Origin of the sequence: Micromonospora noduli, assembly GCF_003264365.1 — a bacterium.
GTDB classification, from domain to species: Bacteria; Actinomycetota; Actinomycetes; order Mycobacteriales; family Micromonosporaceae; genus Micromonospora; species Micromonospora noduli.
The window spans coordinates 21,252-45,033 of record NZ_PYAK01000017.1; the positions used below are offsets into that span (position 1 = coordinate 21,252).

Below are 23,782 nucleotides of genomic sequence, written 5' to 3' on the forward strand. Positions count from 1 at the left end.
GGAAACGGGGACCGCACCACGGCCCGGCGGCGATGGTGAGCACGCCACCGGGGCGCTCAGAGCCGCCTTACGGTCAGAGCTGCTGGAGGATCCGCAGCGCGCGCCCCACCCGGAGCATGGTGTCGGTGTCGGCGACGTCCACGCACGCGGTGAACCACTTCTTCATGGGCGAGGAGATCCGGTCGGGCATCACCACGTACCGGCCCATCGACACGGCGAGCGGCGAGTCCCGCAGGAGCGACTCCTCGACCACCTCGACCACGATCACGATGGGCACGTCGGTGGAGTTGTAGACGTCCGAGCTGATCACGAGGCCGAGGCGTTCCCGGGCGCCCTCGATGCGCCAGATCTCACCCCTACGCAGCACGCGGCCGTCCGCCGGAGAACAGGTCGTTGACCATGCCCACCTCGCGGGCGTCGGCGAGCGCGGCGGACTCCAGATCCAGGCTGGCGCGGCCCACGGCGGCGGCGTGCGCGGTGAAAACCTCGCGCAGCGCCTTTTCCCGGGCGGCCTGGTCCATCCACGCGGAGAGCGACAGCCCCTCGCGCTTGGCGAACCGCCGCGCCTCCTCGATCGTCTCGTCCGTGAACGAGAGAGTCACCTTGGCAGTCATGCCGAGCAGATTACCCACCGGTGTGACCAACAGTCATCCCTGCGCTCACCGGCTCGCCCCCGGGCGGCGAAACGCACATTCCGTCGGGCTTACCCGGCCCGGCCACCGAACACCGCGAAGCGCCACTCCTTGAAGTAGCAGTCGACGTCGACCAGGCCCGCCTCGGCGAGCCACCGGCACTGGTCGGCCACCGTGGCCGGGCGGTCGTGGCGCATCCGCTCCCGGGAAGCCGCGATCTCGTCGGGGGACGCACCCAGCTCGGTGATCCGCTTCAGCCACACCTCGTCGTAGCGCCGGTCCAGCTCCGGGGTCGGGCCGGCAACCTGCTCGGCGTTGACGAACACCCCGCCCGGTGCCAACGCGGCGGCGGCCCGTCGGTAGAGCGCACGCTTGCCGGCGTCGTCCAGGTGGTGGATCGCCAGCGCGCTGACCACCGCGTCGTACCGGCCCGGCGGCAGATCGTCGGCCAGGTCGGCGTGGACCGTTCGGTGTGGCACGGACCGCGCGTCCAACTGGTCGGTGGCGCGGGCGAGCATCGCCGGCGCTCCGTCCACCAGGGTCAGCCGGACTCCGGGCACCGCAGCGGACAGCAGCAGGGAGAGCAGGCCGGTGCCGGCGCCCAGATCCAACACCTCCGGGGTACGACCGGCGGCGAGCGCGGCCCGCAACGGCGGCGCGGCCACCTGGACGGCGGTGCCGTAAAAGGCGTCGAAGCACGGGATCAACCGCCTGCGCGCCTCGTCGTACGTGCCGGCCACCGCGTCGAAGACGTCCGTCACGCTCATCGGGGGCTCCCATTCTTTGAGACAGATTTCCCACATTATAAGCCGGACAGCGGCGCTGATGTCGTCAGCGATTCAGCTCCAACGGTGTCAGACCCGCACCTGCCATCGCCCGTGAAGTCACCGCGCTCCGCCGCCGGGGAGCCGGGACCGTCGCGAACGGTCGGTGTGGTCCATCCGGCCGCGCTTGCGCCCTTCACCTGCCGAGATCTTGGACAGTTTCCGTTACGTCAGAACGGAAACTGTCCAAGATCTCGACGGACGAGCACTGAGGCGGGAGCCGCGCACGGGTGACGTCTTGCACCTCGCGATCGAGTTTTACGGCCATTCGATCGCTCTGGCGTTCTATCTGGCAGCGAACATGCAAGACGCCGTTGACGACCTGTACTCCCTGGGCGTTCGCCCTGACCCGCGGGCACTCCACGCCCGGTTCCTCGGCTGGCTGCCGACCCGCCGACCACACCGCGCCGACTTGCGCTGACCGCCCCCGCGAGTTGAAGTGCGCTGCCGCTTTGGAGCTGATGTCGCAAACGAATCAACCGCCGATGTCGTCAGCGATTCAGCTCCACAGGCTCCGACTCGCACCCTCCAACACGCTCGCTGCCCCGGTGCGGTGTGAGCCCCACTTGACAGGACCGAAACAGAAGGGACCCGGACCGGAAACCGCCCGGCGGCACGCTTTCCCGACATGACAGACGGTGCACGGTCGGCGACTCCGCCGGGGCTGACGCCCCGGGAAGTGGCGACGCACTGCCCGTACTGCGCACTGCAGTGCGGGATGACGCTGCGCGCGGACGACGCCGGGGTGACGGTCCACCCGCGCGAGTTCCCCACCAACCGGGGCGGGCTCTGCCAGAAGGGTTGGACCGCCGCCGAACTGCTCGACCACCCGGATCGGCTGACCACTCCGCTGGTGCGCGACGCGGCCACCGGCGAACTGCACCCGGCGAGCTGGGACACCGCGCTCGACCGGGTGGTCGCCGGCATCCGCGCCGTCCAGGACGACGCCGGCCGGGACGCGGTCGCCGTCTTCGGCGGCGGTGGCCTGACCAACGAGAAGGCGTACGCGTTGGGGAAGTTCGCCCGGATCGGGCTGCGCACCCGGAACATCGACTACAACGGACGGTTCTGTATGTCCTCGGCGGCAGCCGCCGGGATGCGCGCCTTCGGCATCGACCGCGGGCTGCCGTTCCCCCTCGCCGACCTGGGCCGGGCCGACACCCTGCTGCTGGTCGGAGCGAACCCCGCGGAGACCATGCCGCCGCTGGTGCGCTGGCTCACCGAGCAGCGCCGCGACGGCGGAAAACTGATCGTCATCGACCCCCGGGTCACCGCCACCGCCCGCCAGGCCGACCTGCACCTGCAGCCGCTTCCCGGCACCGACCTGGCGGTGGCCAACGCGCTGCTGCACATCGCCCTCACCGAGGGTTGGGTCGACCGGGCCTACGTGGCCGACCGCACCACCGGTTTCGACGCGGTCCGCCGAGGCGTCGCCGCCTGGTGGCCGGCCCGCGCGGAACAGCTCTCCGGGGTGCCCGTGGCCGACCTGGAGGCGACCGCCCGAGCGCTGGGCACCGGCGGTCGCGTGATCATCCTGACCGCGCGCGGCGCCGAGCAGCACGCCAAGGGGGTGGACACCGTCACCGCGTACGTCAATCTCGCCCTCGCCCTCGGTCTGCCCGGCCGCGACGGTTCCGGGTACGGCTGCCTCACCGGCCAGGGCAACGGCCAGGGCGGGCGGGAGCACGGGCAGAAGGCCGACCAGCTGCCCGGCTACCGGCGGATCGACGACCCGGCGGCCCGCGAGCACGTGGCCGGGGTGTGGGGCGTGCCGGCCGACGAACTGCCCGGCCCGGGAGTGCCCGCCTACCAACTGCTCGACTCGCTCGGCACCCCGGGTGGCCCGCGCGCGTTGCTGGTGTTCGGGTCGAACCCGGTGGTCTCCGCACCCCGGGCGGCCCGGATCGAGGGCCGGCTGCGCAACCTCGACCTGCTGGTCGTCGCGGACCTCCTGCTCTCCGAGACGGCCGCGCTGGCGGACGTGGTGCTGCCCACCGCGCAGTGGGCCGAGGAGGACGGCACCATGACCAACCTGGAAGGTCGGGTGCTGCGTCGGCGCGCGCTACGGCCACCCCCGCCGGGCGTCCGGACCGACCTCGCCATCATCTCCGACCTGGCGGCACGGCTGGCCGAGGCGGACGTCGACCCGGCCGACGCCAACCCGGCCAGCGTCCGACCGGCCGCCGTCGCGGCGGCTCGGTTCCCGGCCGACCCGGCTGTCGTCTTCGCCGAGCTGCGCCGCGCCTCCGCCGGTGGGGCCGCCGACTACGCCGGCATCAGCTGGGACCGGATCGACGCCGACGACGGGGTCTACTGGCCCTGCCCGACCGAGGACGGGCCGGACACGCCCCGACTCTTCGCCGACCGGTTCGCCACCCCGGACGGCCGGGCCCGCTTCCACCCCGTCGACCATCGGCCCGCCGCCGAAGAGGTCTGCGTCACGTACCCGCTGCACTTCACCACCGGTCGGGTGCTGGCGCAGTACCAGTCGGGCACCCAGACCCGACGGGTGGCCGCGCTACGCCGCGCCGCCCCGGAGGCGTTCGTCGAACTGCACCCCGATCTGGCCACCCGGCTGGGCATCGACGACGGCGACCCGGTGCGGGTCACCTCCCGCCGAGGTGAGTTCCGCGCGCCGGCCCGGCTCAGCGCCGGGATCCGACCCGACACCGTGTTCGCCCCGTTCCACTACGCGGGGGCGGGACGCGCCAACTCGGTGACCAACGACGCGGTGGACCCGATCTCGGGGATGCCCGAATTCAAGATCTGCGCGGTCCGGGTGGAGAAGGCATGACCGCCCGGGTGGTCATCGTCGGCAACGGGATGGCTGGCGCGCGCCTCGCCGGGGAGCTGCACGCCCGGGAGGGAGACCGGAAGGTCACAGTGCTCGGGGCCGAGCCGCACCGCGCGTACAACCGGATTTTGCTCTCCACCCTGCTGGCCGGCCGGATCGACGAGCCGGACGTGGAGCTGACCGAAGCCGCCGGGCACGGCGTCGACCTGCGCAGCGGCGTACCGGTGATCGCCGTCGACCGGTCCGCCCGGGAGGTCCGCACCGACGACGGCGAACGAATCGGATACGACCACCTGGTGCTCGCCACCGGTGCCCGGGCGGTGGTGCCGACGCTGCCCGGCCTCGACCCGGCGAACCTGCCGGAGCGGGTGGTCCCCTTCCGGACCCTGGACGACTGCCGGCGGATCCTCGCCGCCGCGGACGGCGCCCGCAGCGCTCTGGTGCTCGGCGGCGGGCTGCTCGGTCTGGAGGCCGCTCGAGGGCTGGCCGCCCGGGGGCTGGCCACCACAGTGGTGCACCCGCGAGAGCACCTGATGGAACGGCAGCTGGACCCGACGGCCGGCGCGGTGCTCGCGGGCACGCTCGCCGGTTTCGGCGTCAGCGTCCAACTGGGGGTGTCGGCGACCGGCGTGGCCGCGGACGCCAGCGGTGTCCGCCTCGACCTGGCCGACGGCAGGTCGCTCCACGCCGACCTGCTGGTGCTCTCCTGCGGCGTACGCCCGGACACCGCCCTCGCGCAGGCCGCCGGCCTGACCGTACGGCGCGGCGTGGTGGTGGACGACCGGCTGCGCACCAGCGACCGGTCCATCTCGGCGATCGGCGACTGCGCCGAGCACGACGGCGTGCTCACCGGGCTGGTCGCGCCCGCCTGGGCCCAGGCCCAGGTGCTCGCGGACGTGCTGACCGGGACGGACCCGCTGGCCCGTTACCGGCCCCGGCCGGTGGTGACCCGGCTGAAGGCCGCCGGGATCGACCTTGCGTCGATGGGTGACGCGTCCAGTGGCGGGCCGGACGAGGAGTTGACCTTCGCCGACCCGACCCGGGGCACCTACGCCCGTTTGCGGATCCGCGACGAGCGGCTGATCGGCGCGATCCTGCTCGGCGACAACCCGGCGGTCGGCACTGTGATCCAACTCTTCGACCGTGGTCAGCCGGTGCCGAGTGACCGACGGGCGCTGCTGCTCGGCCGGGCACTCGGTGCGATCGGCGCGACCCCGGCCGCCTCACCGGCGCTGATGCCGGACGCGGCCACGGTCTGTCAGTGCAACACGGTGAGCAAGGGCGCACTGGTCAGAAGCTGGCGCTCCGGCGCCCGGACGGTCGATGCGGTGGTGGCCGCGACCCGGGCCGGCACCGGATGCGGCGGATGCCGGGACGCGGTGAGCGGCATCGTCGACTGGCTGAGCCAGGCGGAATCGGTGGAGGTGACGCGATGAGCGGCGGCGAACTGGTCGTCATCGGCAACGGCATGGTCGGGCAGCGTTTCGTGGACGCGCTGCACGCCCGTGACCCAGAGGGCACCTGGCGGGTGACAGTGCTGGCCGAGGAGGGGCGCCCGGCGTACGACCGGGTGCGACTCTCGGCGTACTTCGACGGGGTCAGTGAGAGCGAACTCAACCTGCACACCCCGCTCGACGGGGTGCGGCTGCGACTCGGCGAGCCGGCAACCGCCGTCGACCGGGACCGACAGGTGGTGACCACCGCAGTCGGCGAATACCGCTACGACGCGCTGGTGCTCGCCACCGGGTCGTACGCGTTCGTGCCGCCGGTGGCCGGCACGGAGCTGCCCGGGGTCTTCGTCTACCGGACCCTGGACGACCTGGCGGCGATCCGGGCGTACGCGCGAGGCCGGCGAGTCGGCGCGGTGATCGGTGGCGGGCTGCTCGGGCTTGAGGCCGCCAACGCCCTGCGACTGCTCGGCCTGAGCACCGACGTGGTGGAGTTCGCGCCCCGGCTGATGCCGGTGCAGGTGGACCAGGCCGGCGGCGCGATGCTCCGCCGCTACGTCGACGAGTTGGGCGTACGGACCCATCTGGGGGTGGCGACCACCGCGATCCTTCAGGGCCCGGACGGCGGCGTCGCGGCCCTGGAACTGTCCGACGGCACCGCCCTCGACGCCGAGCTGGTCGTGGTGGCCGCCGGCATCCGGCCCCGGGACCAGTTGGCCCGGGACGCCGGTCTGCCGCTGGGCCCGCGCGGCGGGGTGCTTGTCGACGCGACCTGTCGTACGGCCGACGAGCGGATCTGGGCTGTCGGAGAGTGCGCGGCGGTCGACGGCACCTGCCACGGGCTGGTCGCGCCGGGGTACGCGACGGCCGAGGTGGTGGCCGATCGACTGGTCGGCGGCGCGGCGACCTTCCCGGGCGCGGACACCGCCACCAAACTCAAGCTGCTCGGCGTCGACGTGGCGTCGTTCGGCGACGCCCACGGCACCACCGAGGGCTGCCTGGACGTCACGTTCACCGACCCGGCCACCCGGGTCTACGCGAAGCTGGTCCTCTCCGACGACGCGCACACCCTGCTCGGCGGGGTGCTGGTGGGTGACGCCAGCGCGTACCCGACGCTGCGGGCCAGTGTGGGCGGCCCGCTGCCGGCCGCGCCGCTGGCGTTGCTCGCCCCGGACGGCGGCGGCGCGGACGCCGGGGCGCTGCCCGCCGCCGCGCAGGTCTGCTCCTGCAACGCGGTGACCCGGGGCGACGTGGACGCCGCCATCGCCGATGGTTGCGCGGACGTGCCGGCGTTGAAGGCGTGCACCCGGGCCGGCACCAGCTGCGGCTCCTGCGTGCCGATGCTGAAGCAGCTCCTGGACGCGGCCGGGGTGGCACAGTCCAGCGCGCTCTGCGAGCACTTCGACGTCAGCCGGCGGGAGCTGTTCGAGATCGTTCGCGTCCGCGGCATCCGCACCTTCTCCCGGCTGGTCGCCGAGCACGGTCGGGGCCGCGGCTGCGACATCTGCAAGCCGGTGGTGGCGTCCATCCTCGCGTCGCTGGGCGGCGGGCACGTGCTCGACGGCGAGCAGGCGTCGTTGCAGGACACCAACGACCACTTCCTGGCCAACCTGCAACGCGACGGCAGCTACTCGGTGGTGCCCCGGATCCCGGGCGGCGAGATCACCCCGGAGAAGCTGATCGTGATCGGCGAGGTCGCCCGGGACTTCCAGCTCTACACGAAGATCACCGGTGGGCAGCGGATCGACCTGTTCGGGGCGCGGGTGGAGCAGCTGCCGCAGATCTGGCGGCGGCTGGTCGACGCCGGCTTCGAGTCCGGGCACGCGTACGGCAAGGCGCTGCGCACCGTGAAGTCGTGCGTGGGCGAGACCTGGTGCCGGTACGGGGTGCAGGACTCGGTGGGGCTGGCCGTCGCGCTGGAGCTGCGCTACCGCGGGCTGCGTGCGCCGCACAAGCTGAAGTCGGCGGTCTCCGGTTGCGCCCGGGAGTGCGCGGAGGCGCGCAGCAAGGACTTCGGCATCATCGCCACCGAGACCGGTTGGAATCTCTACGTCGGCGGCAACGGTGGTTTCCGGCCCCGGCACGCCGACCTGTTCGCCACTGATTTGTCGACAGAAGCACTGATTCGACTAATCGATAGATTTCTTATCTATTACATCCGCACCGCCGACCGGCTGCAACGCACCGCCGGCTGGATCGAGGCGATGGACGGCGGCCTGGACCACCTGCGCTCGGTGATCGTGGACGACTCACTCGGGCTCTGCGAGGACCTCGACGCGGCGATGGCCCGGCACGTGTCGTCGTACTCCGACGAGTGGCGCGACGTCCTGGACGACCCGGATCGGCTGCGCCGCTACACCTCCTTCGTCAACGCCCCCGACGTACCGGACCCGTCGATCACCTTCACCCGGGAACGCGGCCAGCCGGTGCCCGTACGCGACCAGTCCCCGACCGGATCCGAGCCGACCAACAATCAACGTCGGCAACCGGTCACCCTCGGCCTACCGGAGGTACGGCGATGACCCAGACCCTCACGCTGACCTGGACCACCGTCTGCCTGCTCGACCGGTTGGAACCGGACCGGGGCGTCGCCGCCCTGGTCGACGGGGTGCAGATCGCCCTCTTCCGGACCGCCGACGAGCTGTTCGCGATCGACAACCGCGATCCGGTCTCCGGGGCGTACGTGCTGTCCCGGGGCATCGTCGGCAGCCGTGGCGGAGTGCCGACGGTCGCCTCACCGCTGCACAAGCAGGTGTACGACCTGCGCAGCGGGCACTGTCTCGACCTGCCCGGGGTGGCCGTGGCCCGACACGACGCACGTTGCCGCAACGGGCTGGTCGAGGTGCGGCTGCGACAGGAGGGTTGATGCGGGAAGAACTGGCGGGCTTCACCATCGGGGTGACCGCCGACCGGCGGCGCGACGAGTTGGCCGCGCTGCTCGAACGACGGGGCGCCCGGGTGGTGCTCGCTCCGGCGCTGCGGATCGTGCCGCTGTCCGACGACACCGAGCTGCGCGAGGCGACCCGCGCCTGCCTCGACCAGCCGCCGGACATCCTGATGGCCAACACCGGCATCGGCATGCGCGGCTGGTTGGAGGCGGCCGAGGGCTGGGGGCTGGCCGAGCCGCTGCGCTCCGTGCTGGCCAGCTCGTACGTGGTGGCGCGCGGCCCGAAGGCACGCGGCGCGATCCGGGCTGCCGGGCTGCACGACCAGTGGTCGCCCGCCTCGGAAAGCTGCGACGAGGTGGTGGACCACCTGCGCCGGCGCGGCGTGGCCGGGCAGGTCATCGCCATGCAGCTGCACGGCGAGCGGCAGCCGGAGTGCACGCTCGCGCTGGAGGCGGCGGGCGCCACTGTCATCGAGGTGCCGGTCTACCGCTGGGCGCCGCCGACCGATCCGGCACCGCTGCACCGGCTGATCGACCTGATCGCCGGTCGGCTGGTGGACGCGGTGACGTTCACCTCGGCGCCGGCGGTCGAAGCGTTGCTGCGGGCCGCCGGTGACCGCACCGACGCGGTGCTGTCCGCGTTGCGCAGCGACGTCCTGGCCAGCTGCGTCGGGGCGGTGACCGCCGAGCCGCTGCTGCGGCGCGGGGTGCCGGTGAGCGCGCCCGGTCGGGCCCGGTTGGGCGCGCTGGTGCGGACCATCGTCGACGAGCTGCCTCGCCGGACCGTGACGTTCAAGGCCGGCGGGCATCTGCTCACGTTGCGCGGGCACGCCGCGGTGATCGACGGCGAGCTACGGCCACTCGCGCCCGCGCCGATGGCGGTGCTGCGGGCGCTGGCCCAGTCCCCGGGTCGGGTGTTGTCCCGCACGGCGTTGCTGCGGACGCTGCCCCGGGGCGCGGACGAGCACGCCGTGGAGATGGCCGTCGCCCGGCTACGGGCCGGCTTGCGCGCACCCCGCGTGGTGCAGACAGTGGTGAAGCGCGGCTACCGGCTCCGGGTCGACTGAACGCGTCACGGCCGGCCGTCGCGAGCCGGCCGTGACGCGGCGGTTCAGCCGACCGGCGTCGGGAAGCCCCGCCCGTGCTCGGACTGGAGCCGGAGCATGGCGTGCTCGACCACAGTCACCAGCACCTGCTTGACCGAGTCCCGCTGCCGGGCGTCGGTCATCACCAGCGGCACCTGCGGCGAGATGGCCAGCGCCTCGCGGACCTCCTCGGCCTCGTACTGCGGTGCGCCGTCGAACTTGTTCAGCGCCACCACGTACGGCAGGTTGCGGTTCTCGAAGTAGTCCAGTGGGGCGAAGGCGTCGGTGATCCGGCGGGTGTCCACCAGCACGGCGGCACCCACCGCCCCCCGGATGATCTCGTCCCACATGAACCAGAACCGGGTCTGACCCGGTGTACCGAAGAGGTACAGGATCAGGTCCTGGGCCATGGTGATCCGGCCGAAGTCCATGGCGACCGTGGTGGTCTCCTTGCCCGGCACCTTGGACGGATCGTCGATGCCGACACCCGCCGCGGTCATCAACGCCTCGGTGGTCAGCGGTGTGATCTCGGAGATCGCCCCGACCAGTGTCGTCTTACCGACGCCGAAGCCGCCCGCGACGACGATCTTCGCGGATACGATTCCCCGGCCCGGCCGCCCCCCTGCGGGGTCATAGCCTGCGAAGTCCACTTAGCACCCTTCCAAGCAGTTCCATCCGCTCCTCGAACCCCTCGGCGGGAGCAGCAGTGTGTAACGTCAGCAGGCTCTCGGCCACCATGTCGGCGACCAACACCCGGGCGACGCCCAGCGGCATCCGGGTATACGCGGCGATCTCCGCCAGCGACTGTGCTCGGCCCTCACAGACCGTGGCGATGCGGTGCTTGTCGTGCCCGGCGAACCGGGACTCGGCGACCTGGGTGGGAGAGGCGGTGAGGACTGCCTCGAGGGCGATGTCCTGCCGGGGCTCGGTACGACCACGGGTGACCGCGTACGGACGCACCAGCGCGCCACGCGGGTCAGCGCGTCGTTGGTCCATTCCCGATCACCTCCTCGTCCCCTGCGGAGCCGGACTGTGCCGCCTCTCGTCCCTGGTCCGGCGCTCGGAATGAGCGCCGCCTTCCGGTGCTAAGAACGCACCGCGTCGCGCGGCAGCGGCACCAGCGCGGCGCCCACCCGCTCGACCAGCAGTGCCATCTCGTAGCCCACCTGGCCCACGTCGCAGCTCCGCGCGGCCAGCACGGCCATCGAGGAGCCGTCGCTGATCGACATCAGGAAGAGATACCCGCTGTCCATCTCGATGACTGTCTGCAACACCCCGCCCGCGCTGAACATGCGGGCCGCGCCCTCGGTCAGGCTCACCACCCCGGAGGTGATCGCGGCGAGCTGGTCCGCCCGGTCCCCCGGCAGATCCCGGGAGGACGCGAGCAGCAGCCCGTCAGCGGACACCGCCACCACGTGGGCGATGCCCGCCACGCTGTCGGCGAAGTTGGTGAGCAGCCAACCCATGTCCTGCATGGCAGCTGGCCTGTTCATCGGCTCTCCTTGGTCGAGGTGCTGTTCAGGTCCGTTCCGGCCGTCCGACCGCGCTGCACACCGCGGTGGTAGGCCGACAGCAGACCACGTACTTCATCCGGTGTCCGCCGGCTGCGGTCCCGGCCGCTCTTCGGTTCGATGCCACCCGGCACGAGCTGTTGCTGCGGCACCCGCTTGGGCAACCCGGAGCGGGTGGTCCCGGCGGGAGCCGGCTCGGCAGCCCGGCTGGCCCGGGACCAGCCCTCGTCCGCCGCCGTACGCCAGGCCCCCGGGTCGGGGGCGGGTGCGGCCGGAGCCGGCCGGGCGGCCGGAGGCGGGGCGTACGTCGGCGGCGCCGACGGCCGTGCCCCGAACCCGTCCATGGTGGCGCCGAGGCCGTCGGCGCCCGGGGTGGCCGTCCCGTCGGTGCCGGAGCTGCCCGGGGTACGGGTCGGCAGTTTCGGGCGGGCCGGCGACGCGGCCGCCGCCGACCCGGTGCTCGGCTGGCCGCCGTTGCCGGTGCGCAGGCCGGTGTCGGCCGCAGCGGTCGTGGCGGGCGCGGGCGGCTCGTCGAAGTTGGGCCGGGTGAAGATCGCGGTGGCGTCGTCGCCGTGCGACCGGAACCAGACCGCCTCCATCTCCCGGAAGATCGGAGCCTCGGCCGGGAAGTCGGGCCGGGTGCTGACCGGTGCGGCGGGCACCGACGGAGCGGCCGGCGGTGCCACCGCGCCCGGCCCGGCGACCGGCCCGACCGGGAGGCCCTGGGCTGCACGCCCATCCGCGGTGTCCGGGGCGTCCGGGGTGGAGCCACGCCGAGGCAGCGGGTCGACGGTCGGGTAGGCCACTGTCGGGCTGCCCAGCGAAGCGCCCGCGCCGTTGCTGTAGGCCGGTCGGGCCGGCGGGAGCGGGGCGGCGGGCGCGGGGGCGGCGGGTGCCGGTGGCATGGCCGAGCGCGGACCGGTGTAGCCACCCGCCTGTACGGCCGGGGTGGTGTCCCGCGAGTCCAGCGGCGAATGCCACTGGGCGGGTGCCGGCGGGCTGGTCCGCCACTGGTCAGGCAACGTCGCCGCCGTCGTCGCGGCACCGGCGAACTGCTCGGCGTGGCCGGCCGGGGTGAGTGGCGCCTGCTCCACTGCCATCGGCTGACGCGGCCGGGTGAGCACCTGCTCGCGGCCCCGGTTGCTGGGCAGCACCACGGTGGCGGCGGGCAACGTCACCTGGGCGACGGTGCCGCCCTCGACGTTGCGGCGCAACTCCACCCGGATGCCGTAGCGGGAGGCGAGCCGGCTCACAACGGCCAGACCCATCAGTCGGAACGCGGCGACGTCCACACTCGGCGGGGCGGCCAGACGCCGGTTGAGCGAGTCGAGCTGGTCGTCGGTGAGGCCGAGCCCGCGGTCCTCGATCTGGATCAGCACGTAGTCGCGGATCCGGCGACCGTCGGCGACCACGGTGGTGTTCGGCGGCGAGAATCGGGTGGCGTTGTCGAGCAGCTCGGCGACGAGACGTACCACGTCGTTGACAGCGTGCGCGGCCACCGAGATGTCGGTGTCGACCGTGCCGAACTCGATGCGGTTGTAGAGCTCCACCTCGGACTGGGCGGCGCGCAGCACGTCCACCACCAGCGCGTTGTCGTGACGCGGTGCGGCGGAGTCGGCGCCGGCCAGGACGAGCAGGTTCTCGTCGTTGCGGCGCATTCGGGTGGCCAGGTGGTCCAGTTCGAAGAGCTGCGCGAGCCGCTTCGGGTCCTCCTCGCCACGCTCGATCGCGTCCAGCTCGCCGATCATCCGGTCGACCAGTGTCTGACTACGGCGCGCCAGGTTGAGGAACATGGCCGAGACGCTCGTGCGCAGTGCCGCCTGCTCGGCGGCGACCCGCACCGCCTCCCGGTGTACGACGTTGAAGGCCAGCGCCACCTGACCGACCTCGTCGCGGGTGTTGAGCTGGATGGGGTCCCGGACCTGGCGGACGATCTCGTCCACCCCGCCGTCACCAACGCTGCCCATGTTCTGCAGCCGCTGCACGGCATCGGGCAGGTCGTGGTTGGCCACGGAGAGGGCGCCCTCGCGCAGTCGGCGCAGCGAGTGGTTGAGCGAGCGGGCCAGCACCACGGCCAGCGACACGGCGATGATCAGGGTCAGCAGCACCAGGATCGACTCGACCACGGCCTGCCGGATGACGTCCGAGCGGGCCTGGTCGGCCTGCTGGAACAGTCGGTCCTGCAGTTGGATCTCGGCCCAGCGCATCAGGTCGTTCACGGCGCCGATCGCCGCGGTGGCGTCCTGTGCGGTGACCAGCGGGCGCTGCCCGACCGAGCGGGTGATGTCGGTGGCCACCCGGTCGGCCAGGCCGACCGCGTCGCCGGAAACGGTGCTGTCGACCAGGGCGCGCTGCACCGGGTCGGCGGCCAGCGAGAAGGCGACCAGGGCCTCCTGCTGACCGGTCAACGTTGCCACGAAGGAGGAGAACTGCTCCGAGTCGAGCTGGCCGGCCGTCAGCGCGGTGAAGGCGACGGCCTCTTCCTCCGCGACGGAGGCCTTGGCGCGGGCGAAGGCGGCGACCGCGCGGCGGCTGTCCGCCAGGCTCTCGTCGCCGGGCAGCTGGGCCAGGCCGTCACCGTACGAGACCAGGTCGGTAAGGATGACCCCGTAGCGGAGCACCGCCTCGGCGACCGCCATCTGCCGGCGGTCCAGCACCTCCTGACGGGTGCCGTCCAGGGTGGCCAGGTGGTCGTCGATGGCGGCCAGCCGGTCCCGCAGGGCGGTCGGCACGTCGCCGATCCGGCCCCGCTCGGCGCGGTACTCGTCCACCCGCTGCTGCGTCTGGCGGACCCGCAGGTTGTACGCGTCGGCCGGCTGCTGTGGAGCGGCGAGGTAGGCGGCCGCGGCCATCCGTTCGGCCTGGAGGTCCTGGGTGAGAGCGCTGACGTCGACGGAGAGGGCCGTCAGTGACCGGGCCCGCGTGGCGTCGAACGCGCCTTCGCCGACGGAGATCAGGCGGACCGTGGCCAGCGCGATCACCGCCGCCACCGGGACGACCAGAATCAACGCCAACTTGGACCGGATCCGGGCGTCACGCAGTCTCGGCATCCGTCGGCGCGCAGGCCGACCGCTGTCGCCGAGCGCGGGCAGGGTCGTCGGTCCGGTGCTCACGACATCGCCTCCGTCGTTTCTTCCCCGCCTGAGCCGCCGAGCCATGCCGTAAGCGGAGGGGACCACGCGCGGCACGGCCGCGATTTCATCAGAGATGATCGTGTTTGGGAAGCCGCAGTGAGGTAGGAAACGGTCGGACGGAGCGCATCCCGTGATCCGGGCAACTGATACCTTCATTTCCGCAAGCCCCTGAACAGGGCATGTAACTCCAGAGTGGTCACGCGTGTATGCAAAGTGAGCTTTTGCAAACATTGCGTTACCCCAGCATGTGGGATGGCCGTCCCGAAAATGCCGCCGGGGTCCGCGCTTGACCACAGCGCCGGCCATTGGCAAGGTTTTGCAGGCTTCGCGCACACCGTACGGCAGAGGAGATCCCGTCCTCCACTGAGGACGGATTAGCGGCGGTGACCGGGCAGCGCCCGCGCCCGCACCTGGAGGACTGAGTTGAGCCCCATCCGCTCCGCGACCATCGCGGCGCTCGCATCGGCCGTAGTGGCCACCACGCTCACCGGCTGCCAGTTTGGCGAGGCGGAGCAGGACACGAGTCCGATCGTGATCGCTGCCGATCTCGAACTCTCCGGCGCCGCAGCCACGGTTGGCCGGACATACCAGCGCGCCCTCGAACTCAAGGTCGATCAGTTGAACGCGTCCGGAGCACTGAACGGCCGGAAGATCGACCTGAAGGTGAAGGACAACCGTTCCGACTCGGCCGAGTCACTTCGCAACATCGTCGACTTCAGCAGCGATTCGAAGGTCAGCGCCATCATCATGGGCGGCTGCAACGAATGCGCGGTCGGAGCGGTCGGGACCATCAACGAGAAGCGGATTCCCACCATTGCGCTAGCCGCTTCCGGCGCGATCGCCGCGCCGGCCGCTGAACGGCGCTACGTGTTCAAGCTCGGCCCTAACGCCGCGGACAGCGCCGCCGCACTGACCACCGAACTGCGCCGCAACAACATCCGTAAGGTGGGGATGCTGGTCAGCGACGACGACTACGGCCAGGAGGGCGCGACCGCGCTCAAGAGCGAACTGGACAAGGCCAAGATCACGCTCCGACAGCAGCGGATCAAAACCACCGACACCGACGTCAGCCAGCAGGTCCAGCAGCTCGCGTCGGGCAAGCCCGACGCGATGGTCTTCTGGACCCCGCCTGAGCAGGCGACACTGGCCGCGACCAGCGTCCAGCAGACCATCTTCCGTGGGTCGATCTACTTCGACGCGGCAGCGGCCGGGGACCTCTTCCTCGGCGCGGCGGCCAAGGCGACCGAGAAGGCCACGCTGATCTTCACGCAGACCATGGTGATCGATGACGTGATCGCGACCACCCCGGCCAAGGCGGCGCGGCGGCAGTGGTTCCAGGACTACACGGCCCGCTTCGGCGGCTACAACGGGTCCTCGTCGTTCGCCGCGGACGCCGTCCAGCTGATCGCCGACGCCGAACTGCGCGCCGGTGGTGAGATCGGGAAGGTGGACCGCAACGGCATCCGGGACGTGCTGGAGACGTCCCAGATGGACGGCCTCTCCGGCCCGATCCGCATGACGCCGGACAACCACAGCGGCCTGATGCCGCAGGCGCTCACCACGCTGGTCGCCCGCAATGGTCGCTGGCGGTTGGCGGGGTAAACGCTCGGGCCTGCTGTGTTCTTTCGTCCCGGCGCTCTTCGCCGTGTGCCGGGCAGGGGGTGTGGCCGACCGTGCCCGGCTCCGGGCGGTCAGGCTTGATCCCTCCGCCGGGCACGGTCGGCCACACCCTTCGCGCCAGCAGCGTCGACAAGACGGGCCGGCCTCCCACTGGGAGGCCGGCCCTGCGCGTTTCTTGGTGTTGATCTTTATCTGTGTCTTCGGTGCTGCTCTGTGATCTCTTCGTTGGGTTAGCGGCTGCTGGTGGTTTCTCGTACCCAGGGGAGGGCGAACCGCTCGATCAGCAGGAGCGCCGAGTAGAGCAGGATGCTCACCAGTGCCACCAGCATGATCGCCGCCCAGGCGGTGGCGGCGTCGCCGATGCCGGCGTACTGCGTGATGACGTAGCCGAGGCCGCTCTCGCCGGCCTGGAACTCACCGATCACCGCGCCGATCGCGGCCAGTGGCATGGCCACCTTGAGCCCGACGAAGATCTGCGGCAGCGCGGCCGGGAAGCGCACCTTGCGGAACGCCTGCCAGCGGGAGGCGTTCCAGGACCGCACCAGTTCGGCCAGGTCGGCCGGCGTGGTGGTCAACCCGGTCGCGGTGGAGAGCACGATCGGGAAGAAGCAGAGCAGGAACACCATGGTCAGGATCGGCTTCTGGCCCCAGCCGAGCGCCACCACCAGCAGCGGGCCCAGCGTGATCTTCGGTACCGCGTTCACCGCGACCAGCAGCGGCGTGAACATCCGCTCCACAGTGCGGGAGCTGGCCAGGGAGAGCCCGATCAGCACACCGGCGACCACCGAGAGGGCGAACCCGATCAGGATCTCCAGCGTGGTGTCCCAGGTGTGCTCCAGCATCCGAGCGGGCTTGTCGACGAACGCGCTGAGCACGTCGCCGGGCGGCGGCAGGGCGAAAGGGTGGACCAGTTCCAGCCGGGCGATCAGCCACCACGCCGCCAGCGCGACCAGGATGCCGACCGCGGGCAGCGCCGCGCCAGCCCCGGCCCGGAGACCGGCACCTCGACCCGTGCGTCCCGCTTCGGGGCCGGCACCCGGGGGCGGGGGCTCCGCCACCGCCGGGTCCGCTGACCGGACGTCGGTCATCTCTGTCCTCCTCGAAATCCCACGGCCCGCCGGGGGCCGACGAGCGACGGGGGTACGCCCCACCGGGATCGGCGGGACGTACCCCCTGATGACGACCGGACGATCAGGCCTTCGGCGCGAGGCTGAAGTCGATGATCTGCTCGGGGGTGATGTTCTGCTTCAGCGCGCCGGCGCCCTGCAGGATGGCGATGCTCTTGGCGACCCGACCGCTGTCCAGGGTGCCGATCGCGGTGCCGGTGTTGCCGGAACGGACGTACGCGGCCATCAGCTCCAGCTCGGCGGCGGCGGAGACCGGGTTGGTGGCGTCGACGTTCTTCTTCAGGATGTCGGCGGCCTCCTTGGAGTTCGCCAGGCTGTACTCCAGGCCCTTGAGCAGCGCCGCGGTGAACTTCTTCACCATCTCGGGCTTCTCCTTGGCGATCTTCGAGGAGGTGATCAGCACGTTGCCGTAGAGGTCCTGCATCACGTTGCTGTACGGCAGCATGACGGCCTTCTTCTTGGCCACCGCCTCGATGGTCGGCTGACCGACGACGAACTGACCGATGCCGTCCACCGAGCCGGAGGCCAGCGTGCCGATCAGGTTCTGCGCCTCACCGTTGACCCAGGTCACCTTGGTCGCGTCCACACCGGCGAGCCGGGCGTACGTCGGGAAGAGGTTGCGGACCACCGACCCGGGGGTGTCGGCGAGCTTCTTGCCCTCCAGGTCCTTCGGCGAGCTGATGTTCTTGCCCTCGACGGTGGCGATGCCCGCCATGGTGCGCTGCTGGATCGCGGCCACCGCGGTGAAGTCCTTCGCCTGGCCGTTGCCGAGCTGGAGCAGACCGCCGGTGAGGTCGATCGGGCCGAAGTCGGCCTGGCCGCCGACGATGGTCTGGATCACGCCACCGGTGCCCTGACCCGCCTTGATCTCGACGTCGAAGCCGGCTTCCTTGAAGAAGCCCTTGTCCTTCGCCACCCAGGCGTAGGAGTCACGGCCGAAGTTACCGAACGAGGTGAGGTAGGTCACCTTTTCCAGCGTCTTGCCGTCGCCGCCCTTGGCATCGTCGGCCGAATCCGACCCGCTGCTGCAGGCGGAGACAAGGGCGAGGGCGGTGGCCAGCGCGGCCGTAGCGACCGTACGGGTCAGCCTTCTCATCAGTGCACCATGTCCTTTCCGACCGGGGCCGGCAGGCCACCGGAGGGGGTTGTCGTGACGGGCCGGCGGGAGGGGTGGAAGCCGGGCGCCGCCGTCGTGGGGGGACTCTTCGCGGGCACAGCGTACGAGAAACCCACAGTTGCGACGCCAGGCGTATCGGGTTGCGGAACGGATACAACCTGACGACCACCCCAGCCGGTGCCATACCTCGACAGGGCGGCTAGCCTTTGTCGGATTCCTGACCGTCCACTCAGCGGAGGTGCGCCGGAGATGATCCGACTGTCCGGGGTGTCCCGTACCTTCGAGGGCCGATCCGGCCGGGTGGAGGCGCTGCGCGGCATCGACCTCGACGTCGCCGAGGGGGAGTTCGTCGCCGTGCTCGGCCGCTCCGGCTGCGGCAAGTCCACACTGCTGCGGCTGATCGCCGGGCTGCTCCCACTGAGCGCCGGTGAAATCACCGTCGCCGGTACGCCGATCACCCGCCCCCGCCAGGACATCGCCATGCTGTTCCAGAAGCCGGCGCTGCTGCCCTGGCGCACCGTGCTGGACAACGTCCTGCTGCCCGTGGAGATCTTCGGCTGGAGCCGCGCCAAGCACCGGGAGCGGGCCCGGCAACTGCTCGACGTGGCCGGGTTGGCCGGCTTCGAGAAGCGGCTGCCCCACGAGCTCTCCGGCGGCATGCAGCAGCGGGTGTCGCTGTGCCGGTCGTTGATCGGTGAGCCCCGGGTGATGCTGATGGACGAGCCGTTCTCCGCGCTGGACGCGCTCACCCGCGAGGAACTCTCCGGTGAACTTCAGCGGGTGCACATGGAGAACAAGCCGACCATCGTCTTCGTCACCCACTCGATCGACGAGGCGGTGCTGCTCGCCGACCGGGTGGTCGTGCTGAGCCCCCGCCCCGGCCGGATCCGCAAGGTCGTCGACGTGACCATCCCCCGGCCCCGGACCCTGGGCCGCAACGCTCACCTGGCCGACGTCGCCCAGGTCAGCGCCGACCTGCACGAACTGCTCATGGAACGCGAACAGCCGGCCACCGCCGGCGCGGAAGGACACTGACCATGCGGGTGTCGGTCTTCACCGAGCCGAACCGTGGCGCCAGCTACGACACCCAGCTCCGGTTCGCCCGGCTCGTCGAGGCCTGCGGCTACGAGGGTTTCCTCCGCGCCGACCACTACCAGTCGATGGGTGCCGACCCGGGCCTGCCCGGCCCCACTGACGCCTGGCTGACCCTCGCCGCGCTGGCCCGGGAAACCGAGCGGATCCGACTCGGCACCCTGGTGACGTCGGCCACGTTCCGCCTGCCCGGCCCCCTCGCGGTGATGGTCGCCCAGGTCGACCAGATGAGCGGTGGCCGGGTCGACCTCGGCATCGGCGCCGGCTGGTACGAGCGCGAGCACACCTCGTACGGAATCCCGTTCCCGTCGGTCGGCGAGCGCTTCGACCGGCTGGCCGAACAGCTTGAGGTGATCACCGGGTTGTGGGCAACCCCGCCCGGCGAGACGTACAGCTTCACCGGCGACCACTACCGGCTGGTGGACGCCCCCGCCCTGCCCAAGCCGGTGCAGGTGCCCGGGCCGCCGATCATCGTGGGCGGGCGTGGCCCCAAGCGCACACCCGAACTGGCCGCCCGGTACGCCGACGAGTTCAACATGCCGTTCAAGTCCGTGGCCGCCACCGCCGAGGCGTACGACCGGGTGCGCGAGACGTGTGAGCGCACCGGACGGACGGAGTCCGGGCGCGCCCCGTTGGTGCTGTCCGCCGGGATCGTCGTCGCCATCGGCCGGACCGACGCGGAGGCCCAGCGTCGGGCCGCGCCCCTGCACGAGAAGAGCGCTCTGCCACCGGAGGACCCGGTGGTCGGCTCCCCCGCGCAGCTCGCGCAGCGGCTCGGTGAGTTCGCCGCGATCGGCACCACCCGGGTCCACCTGCGCCTGATCGACTTCGATGATCTCGACCACCTCGAGCTGATCGCCGCCGAGGTGCTGCCCCAACTGGACGGAGCACGATGACCGACGTGATCGACGGAACCGAACTCGGACCGGTGGGTCAGGAGATCGTGTACGAGAACGACCGGGTCCGGGTCTGGCACATCCGCCTCGAGCCGGGCGAGCGGCAACCGCTGCACCGGCACGACCACCCCTACCTGGTGGTGGCGATCGAGGGCGCCAAGAACGTCGTACAGACCATCGACGGCACCCGGATCGACGCCGACGAGCCCACCGGCGGAGTGGTCTACCGGGACCCGGGCGCGGTGCACATGCTGACCAATGTCGGGGATACGACTTACCTGGCCCGGCTGGTCGAACTCAAGTAGGCACGCCGATGGCCACCGGCGTGCCTCGCGGCGCGCCGGTGGCGATCGGGTGTACCAGGTGCGTAACGTGCCGGACATGGCCTTTCGGACCTGGGGCAGACTGCTGCTCACGGCGCTCGGGGTGAGCGTGCTGGCCGGAGCCGGCCAGCTCGGCGTCGCGTACGGTTTCGGCATCGTCCGGCTGACCGGCGCATTCACCGGTACGACCGTCAACCAGTGGCCGGCCCAGCTCGTCTGGGTGGGCTGGTTCGCCGCGAACGCAGCCGTCGCCGGCGCTGTCCTGACCGGACGCCTCGCTCGCCGCGACGCCCCGGCGGTCAGCACCGGCCGGCAGTTGGCGGTCGCCGGCGCGGCGGCGCTCGGCGCCACCGTCATCGCCCCGCTCTGCATGCAGCCCGCCCGCGCCGCGGAGCTGATCTCCGTCGACCCGGTCTGGGCGGTGGGCATCTGCGCCATGGTCGGTGCGGTGATCGGGGCGGGCGCGGCGATCGCCGTCCTGTTCCGGCCCGAGCTGGGATGGAACGTGTCGGCCGTGGCCGGCGCGGTCTGGCTGCTGGCGCTGATCTCCGTCCTACCGTCGCTCGGCACTGCCGGCCCACTGCCGACCGTCCGGCTCGGCGTACTGGAGCCGAGCTGGCTCGACAACGCCGCCGCACAGCGGCTGGCGCTGCTCCTGCTGCCCATCGTTGCGCTGCTGGCCGGCGCGGCGACCGCCGGGCTGGCTCGCTGGCGGGGTCAGGCTCCACTGGTCAGCGCCGCCACCGGGGTGGCCGGTCCGGTGCTGGTGGCGTTCGCCTACCTGACCGCCGGTCCGGGCGACGCGGTGGACCGCTACCAGGCCGCCCCCTACTACGGCTCGTTGATCGCGATCCTCGCCGGAGCGCTCGGCGCGGCCGCCGCCGCGCTGCTGCGCTGGCCGACGGGCACCCGTACCGCCGATCCGCAGGTGATCGAGCCCACCGCCATCCTGCGCCCGCTGCCCGCCGGCCCGGCGCTGCCCGGCGCTGCGAAGGACCGGGACAGCGCGGCGAACGACCAGGACAGCGCCGAGCGCACCGACACGGAGACGACCAACGCCGAGCTGGCCACCGGCACGAAGCCCGTCGGTGTCGTTGCGGGTCCGTGGGCGACGGGCGACCCCGATGCCGTACGCACCGTCCCGGCCCACTGGGACTGGCCGGAGACCACAGCGAGCGGACAGCACGGTCCGGCTCCCGCCACTGCGGCTCCCGCCCCGACTCCCGCCGCTCCGACTCAGCCCGCGGCCTGGGTGACCGCGCCGACCGGTGAGTTCACCGCCGCAGGGCAGACGCCCCCGCGCCACGATGACGTCCTGGCCACGACCGAGCCCTCGGCCAGCACCGACGTCAGCAACGTCACCGACGCCACCGCGACCGCCACCACGGCCGGACGCGCCGACGCCGCGACCCCGACGGGCGGCCGAGCGGTCGACGACGAGCCCACCGGCAGCACCGCGACGGACACGAGCAGCAGCACGGCGACCAGCGGCAGGCCGACCGGTGGACGCACCGCCCGCAAGTCCGCCGCCATCCCGGGCGGCACGGGTGCACCCGGTTCCGACACGACCAGCGCGGCCGCGACCAGCGCTCCGACCACCTCGGACGCGCCCATCCCCGCGACCGGCACGGCCCGGACCAGCGCAGCCGCGACCAGTACGACCCCGACCAGTACGGGCAGCGCCACCGAGGCGACCAGCACAGCACCGACTGGCACGGACGCTCCCAGTCCCGCCGCCACGGCCTCGACGGGCACGGGGTCAGGCACGAGCACGGGGGCGAGCAGCGCGGGCACGGCCGACCACGACACGCCCGAGGCGCCGCTGACGATCAAGCCGCGACGCGGCCGCAAGTCGAAAGCCAACTCGGACGCCACCGCCTCCGACGCGGCTGACGACACGTCCCGTGCCGGTTCGGCAACCACCAGCGAGACGACCACCAACGAGCCGACCAATCGCGAGACGACCACTCGCGAGACGACCACCGGCCGCGCCACGAAGGGCACCCGGCCGGGCAGGTCCGCCGACAGCATCGCCCCCGACGCGGCCACCGACACTCCGGCGCCCAGCCGGGGCAGCCTGGGTGAGCGGTCGAGTTCGACCGCCGAGGTCGCCTCGGCTGCCGCCTCCGACACGGCAGCAGCCCGGACCACGGCTACCGGCGCGAAGCGAGCACCTGCCACCCCCGCCACCGGCTCGAAGCGAGCACCCGCCGCCTCGACGACCGCCGGAACCGGCGCGACGCAGGTGCCCGTCAACCCGGACTCCTCGACCACGGCAACCGACGACGCCCAGAGCCCGACCACCGGGACCGGGGCGACACCAGCACCGACCACCGGGACGGGGGAAACACCAGCCCCGACCGCCGCAACCGGCGCGACGCGAGCAGCGGCGGCGGCGCCGACCACCGCGGCCGGCCAGGTTGGCGCGGAAGCCACCCCGCGCGTCCCGACGGCCGGCACGGGCAGCAAGGCAGCACCTGCCGACACGACCAGCGATTCCGTAATCGCCGGGGCTCGTGGCACCGACAGCGCGCAGCCCGCCGCCGAGGACGTTCCCACCGCCGGGTTGTTTGGGGTCACCGCCGCCAGTGACCCGGACACGGACCGGTGGACGCCCGCGCCGTCGGCCTGGCCGGTCACCTCGACCTGGACGGTGCCACCGCAGGCCTCCGAGCCGGAGGCAACGGCATCGGAGGGGTCGAGCAGGCCCGACGAGCCGACCGGGCCGACGCCCAGGCCGCGGCATCGGGCACCGTTGCCGGACCTGAGCCGGGCCGGCACCTGGAACGCGTTCGACACCTCTCGGCGTCGCGGGTCGGCGGGATCGCAGGACAGTTCGACGGCACGCACAGCGCCACCCGAAGCCGGCGAGACGACCGCTCCGGCGGAGCACCCGGGCCGGCCGGAATTCCCGGGCACGCTGGGCACGCCCTCCGGTGCCGCCGCAACCAGCGCCACCACCGACAGCACCACCACCGGCACCACCACCGGCGATGTGGCGCCTACCGACACCACGTCGGCAAAACCGACGCAGCCGAAGGTGGCAGAGCAGCCCTCCCGGCGAGGCCGGCTCGGCGGGCTGTTCCGCCGTAACCGGTCCCGCGCCGACGAGGAGAGCCCGACGACGTCGGATGAAGCGGAGCCGCTGGCGTCCCAGGATGAGGAATTCGTCGACTGGGTCGCCGGTCTGAGCAAGCCGGTGTCGGACAACGAGCCCGAACAGGAGAACGGCCGCCGGTCGTTGCGCTCCACCGGTCGACACCACCGCGACTGACCCACACCACACAGCGCA

General features: G+C 72.1%; 19 protein-coding genes. 10 read left to right on the forward strand and 9 right to left on the reverse strand.

The genetic code is table 11. From position 1 onward, the window contains the following. Positions 1–73: 73 nt before the first annotated feature. The 3 genes from GUI43_RS15475 to GUI43_RS15485 form a co-directional block, all read right to left on the reverse strand. A complete protein-coding gene (locus GUI43_RS15475) occupies positions 74–367 on the reverse strand; it encodes a hypothetical protein (protein WP_091402325.1) in 294 nt (97 codons plus the stop codon). Continuing rightward, positions 357–614, reverse strand: a complete 258-nt coding sequence (locus GUI43_RS15480) for a DUF6364 family protein (RefSeq protein WP_091403518.1) — start codon at positions 612–614, stop codon at positions 357–359. The genes GUI43_RS15475 and GUI43_RS15480 overlap by 11 nt, the downstream gene beginning before the upstream one ends. Before the next feature lie 89 nt (positions 615–703). After that, positions 704–1,399: a class I SAM-dependent methyltransferase gene (locus GUI43_RS15485; protein WP_112699120.1), complete on the reverse strand. Its 696-nt coding sequence runs from the start codon at positions 1,397–1,399 to the stop codon at positions 704–706. A 685-nt stretch (positions 1,400–2,084) separates the two neighbouring features. On the opposite strand from GUI43_RS15485, the gene GUI43_RS15495 reads away from it, so the two are divergent. The 5 genes from GUI43_RS15495 to GUI43_RS15515 are packed head-to-tail and all read left to right on the forward strand — an operon-like array spanning position 2,085 to position 9,652. After that, complete coding sequence (locus tag GUI43_RS15495; RefSeq protein WP_112699121.1) at positions 2,085–4,250, forward strand: molybdopterin oxidoreductase family protein; 2,166 nt, start codon at positions 2,085–2,087, stop codon at positions 4,248–4,250. Continuing rightward, positions 4,247–5,686: an FAD-dependent oxidoreductase gene (locus GUI43_RS15500; RefSeq protein WP_112699122.1), complete on the forward strand. Its 1,440-nt coding sequence runs from the start codon at positions 4,247–4,249 to the stop codon at positions 5,684–5,686. Before GUI43_RS15495 ends, GUI43_RS15500 begins: the two co-directional genes overlap by 4 nt. Then, positions 5,683–8,220 carry a nitrite reductase large subunit NirB gene (nirB, locus tag GUI43_RS15505; RefSeq protein ID WP_112699123.1) on the forward strand — a complete coding sequence of 846 codons (2,538 nt, stop codon included), beginning with the start codon at positions 5,683–5,685 and terminating at the stop codon, positions 8,218–8,220. The genes GUI43_RS15500 and nirB overlap by 4 nt, the downstream gene beginning before the upstream one ends. Beyond that, on the forward strand, positions 8,217–8,564 hold the full coding sequence (nirD, locus tag GUI43_RS15510) for a nitrite reductase small subunit NirD (RefSeq protein WP_091402335.1): 348 nt from the start codon (positions 8,217–8,219) through the stop codon (positions 8,562–8,564). Before nirB ends, nirD begins: the two co-directional genes overlap by 4 nt. After that, positions 8,564–9,652, forward strand: coding sequence for a uroporphyrinogen-III synthase (locus GUI43_RS15515; RefSeq protein WP_112584864.1), 1,089 nt, complete (start codon positions 8,564–8,566; stop codon positions 9,650–9,652). The genes nirD and GUI43_RS15515 overlap by 1 nt, the downstream gene beginning before the upstream one ends. Before the next feature lie 44 nt (positions 9,653–9,696). On the opposite strand, the gene GUI43_RS15520 is transcribed toward GUI43_RS15515, so the two are convergent. From GUI43_RS15520 to GUI43_RS15535, 4 genes are all read right to left on the reverse strand, one after another. Then, positions 9,697–10,320 carry a GTP-binding protein gene (locus tag GUI43_RS15520; RefSeq protein ID WP_030329978.1) on the reverse strand — a complete coding sequence of 208 codons (624 nt, stop codon included), beginning with the start codon at positions 10,318–10,320 and terminating at the stop codon, positions 9,697–9,699. Then, positions 10,301–10,666: a DUF742 domain-containing protein gene (locus GUI43_RS15525; RefSeq protein ID WP_007465174.1), complete on the reverse strand. Its 366-nt coding sequence runs from the start codon at positions 10,664–10,666 to the stop codon at positions 10,301–10,303. The genes GUI43_RS15520 and GUI43_RS15525 overlap by 20 nt, the downstream gene beginning before the upstream one ends. 89 nt (positions 10,667–10,755) lie before the next feature. Beyond that, complete coding sequence (locus GUI43_RS15530) at positions 10,756–11,163, reverse strand: roadblock/LC7 domain-containing protein (protein ID WP_007465177.1); 408 nt, start codon at positions 11,161–11,163, stop codon at positions 10,756–10,758. Beyond that, positions 11,160–14,294, reverse strand: coding sequence for a sensor histidine kinase (locus GUI43_RS15535; protein WP_112699124.1), 3,135 nt, complete (start codon positions 14,292–14,294; stop codon positions 11,160–11,162). The genes GUI43_RS15530 and GUI43_RS15535 overlap by 4 nt, the downstream gene beginning before the upstream one ends. 444 nt (positions 14,295–14,738) lie before the next feature. On the opposite strand from GUI43_RS15535, the gene GUI43_RS15540 reads away from it, so the two are divergent. Next, entirely contained in the window at positions 14,739–15,917 is a 1,179-nt protein-coding gene (locus GUI43_RS15540) for an ABC transporter substrate-binding protein (protein ID WP_112584860.1), read from the forward strand. Between the two features lie 248 nt (positions 15,918–16,165). Here the strand turns inward: GUI43_RS15540 and GUI43_RS15545 are convergent, their stop codons facing one another. Together GUI43_RS15545 and GUI43_RS15550 are read right to left on the reverse strand one after the other, a co-directional pair. After that, positions 16,166–17,023 carry an ABC transporter permease gene (locus GUI43_RS15545; RefSeq protein WP_112584858.1) on the reverse strand — a complete coding sequence of 286 codons (858 nt, stop codon included), beginning with the start codon at positions 17,021–17,023 and terminating at the stop codon, positions 16,166–16,168. A gap of 103 nt (positions 17,024–17,126) precedes the next feature. Further along, on the reverse strand, positions 17,127–18,158 hold the full coding sequence (locus tag GUI43_RS15550; RefSeq protein ID WP_112584856.1) for an ABC transporter substrate-binding protein: 1,032 nt from the start codon (positions 18,156–18,158) through the stop codon (positions 17,127–17,129). 270 nt (positions 18,159–18,428) lie between these two features. On the opposite strand from GUI43_RS15550, the gene GUI43_RS15555 reads away from it, so the two are divergent. The 4 genes from GUI43_RS15555 to GUI43_RS15570 all read left to right on the forward strand — a co-directional run bounded on the left by GUI43_RS15555 (position 18,429) and on the right by GUI43_RS15570 (position 23,764). After that, the gene (locus GUI43_RS15555; RefSeq protein WP_112601251.1) at positions 18,429–19,214 is read left to right on the forward strand and encodes an ABC transporter ATP-binding protein; all 786 of its coding nucleotides are present in this window, start codon (positions 18,429–18,431) and stop codon (positions 19,212–19,214) included. A 2-nt stretch (positions 19,215–19,216) separates the two neighbouring features. Next, entirely contained in the window at positions 19,217–20,167 is a 951-nt protein-coding gene (locus GUI43_RS15560; protein WP_112584852.1) for an LLM class F420-dependent oxidoreductase, read from the forward strand. After that, positions 20,164–20,472, forward strand: a complete 309-nt coding sequence (locus GUI43_RS15565; protein ID WP_007465195.1) for a cupin domain-containing protein — start codon at positions 20,164–20,166, stop codon at positions 20,470–20,472. The genes GUI43_RS15560 and GUI43_RS15565 overlap by 4 nt, the downstream gene beginning before the upstream one ends. 76 nt (positions 20,473–20,548) lie before the next feature. Continuing rightward, a complete protein-coding gene (locus GUI43_RS15570; RefSeq protein WP_146765911.1) occupies positions 20,549–23,764 on the forward strand; it encodes a hypothetical protein in 3,216 nt (1,071 codons plus the stop codon). The last annotated feature ends 18 nt before the right edge of the window (positions 23,765–23,782 follow it).

Excerpts from the sequence above, each read along its gene's own strand:
- GUI43_RS15485 (WP_112699120.1), bottom strand. The coding sequence starts at position 1,399 with ATGAGCGTGACGGACGTCTTCGACGCGGTGGCCGGCACGTACGACGAG.
- nirD (WP_091402335.1), top strand. The coding sequence starts at position 8,217 with ATGACCCAGACCCTCACGCTGACCTGGACCACCGTCTGCCTGCTCGAC.
- GUI43_RS15530 (WP_007465177.1), bottom strand. The coding sequence starts at position 11,163 with ATGAACAGGCCAGCTGCCATGCAGGACATGGGTTGGCTGCTCACCAAC.
- GUI43_RS15515 (WP_112584864.1), top strand. The coding sequence starts at position 8,564 with ATGCGGGAAGAACTGGCGGGCTTCACCATCGGGGTGACCGCCGACCGG.
- GUI43_RS15570 (WP_146765911.1), top strand. The coding sequence starts at position 20,549 with ATGGCCTTTCGGACCTGGGGCAGACTGCTGCTCACGGCGCTCGGGGTG.
- GUI43_RS15545 (WP_112584858.1), bottom strand. The coding sequence starts at position 17,023 with ATGACCGACGTCCGGTCAGCGGACCCGGCGGTGGCGGAGCCCCCGCCC.
- GUI43_RS15560 (WP_112584852.1), top strand. The coding sequence starts at position 19,217 with ATGCGGGTGTCGGTCTTCACCGAGCCGAACCGTGGCGCCAGCTACGAC.
- GUI43_RS15565 (WP_007465195.1), top strand. The coding sequence starts at position 20,164 with ATGACCGACGTGATCGACGGAACCGAACTCGGACCGGTGGGTCAGGAG.
- GUI43_RS15550 (WP_112584856.1), bottom strand. The coding sequence starts at position 18,158 with ATGAGAAGGCTGACCCGTACGGTCGCTACGGCCGCGCTGGCCACCGCC.
- GUI43_RS15480 (WP_091403518.1), bottom strand. The coding sequence starts at position 614 with ATGACTGCCAAGGTGACTCTCTCGTTCACGGACGAGACGATCGAGGAG.
- GUI43_RS15495 (WP_112699121.1), top strand. The coding sequence starts at position 2,085 with ATGACAGACGGTGCACGGTCGGCGACTCCGCCGGGGCTGACGCCCCGG.
- GUI43_RS15500 (WP_112699122.1), top strand. The coding sequence starts at position 4,247 with ATGACCGCCCGGGTGGTCATCGTCGGCAACGGGATGGCTGGCGCGCGC.
- GUI43_RS15525 (WP_007465174.1), bottom strand. The coding sequence starts at position 10,666 with ATGGACCAACGACGCGCTGACCCGCGTGGCGCGCTGGTGCGTCCGTAC.
- GUI43_RS15555 (WP_112601251.1), top strand. The coding sequence starts at position 18,429 with ATGATCCGACTGTCCGGGGTGTCCCGTACCTTCGAGGGCCGATCCGGC.
- nirB (WP_112699123.1), top strand. The coding sequence starts at position 5,683 with ATGAGCGGCGGCGAACTGGTCGTCATCGGCAACGGCATGGTCGGGCAG.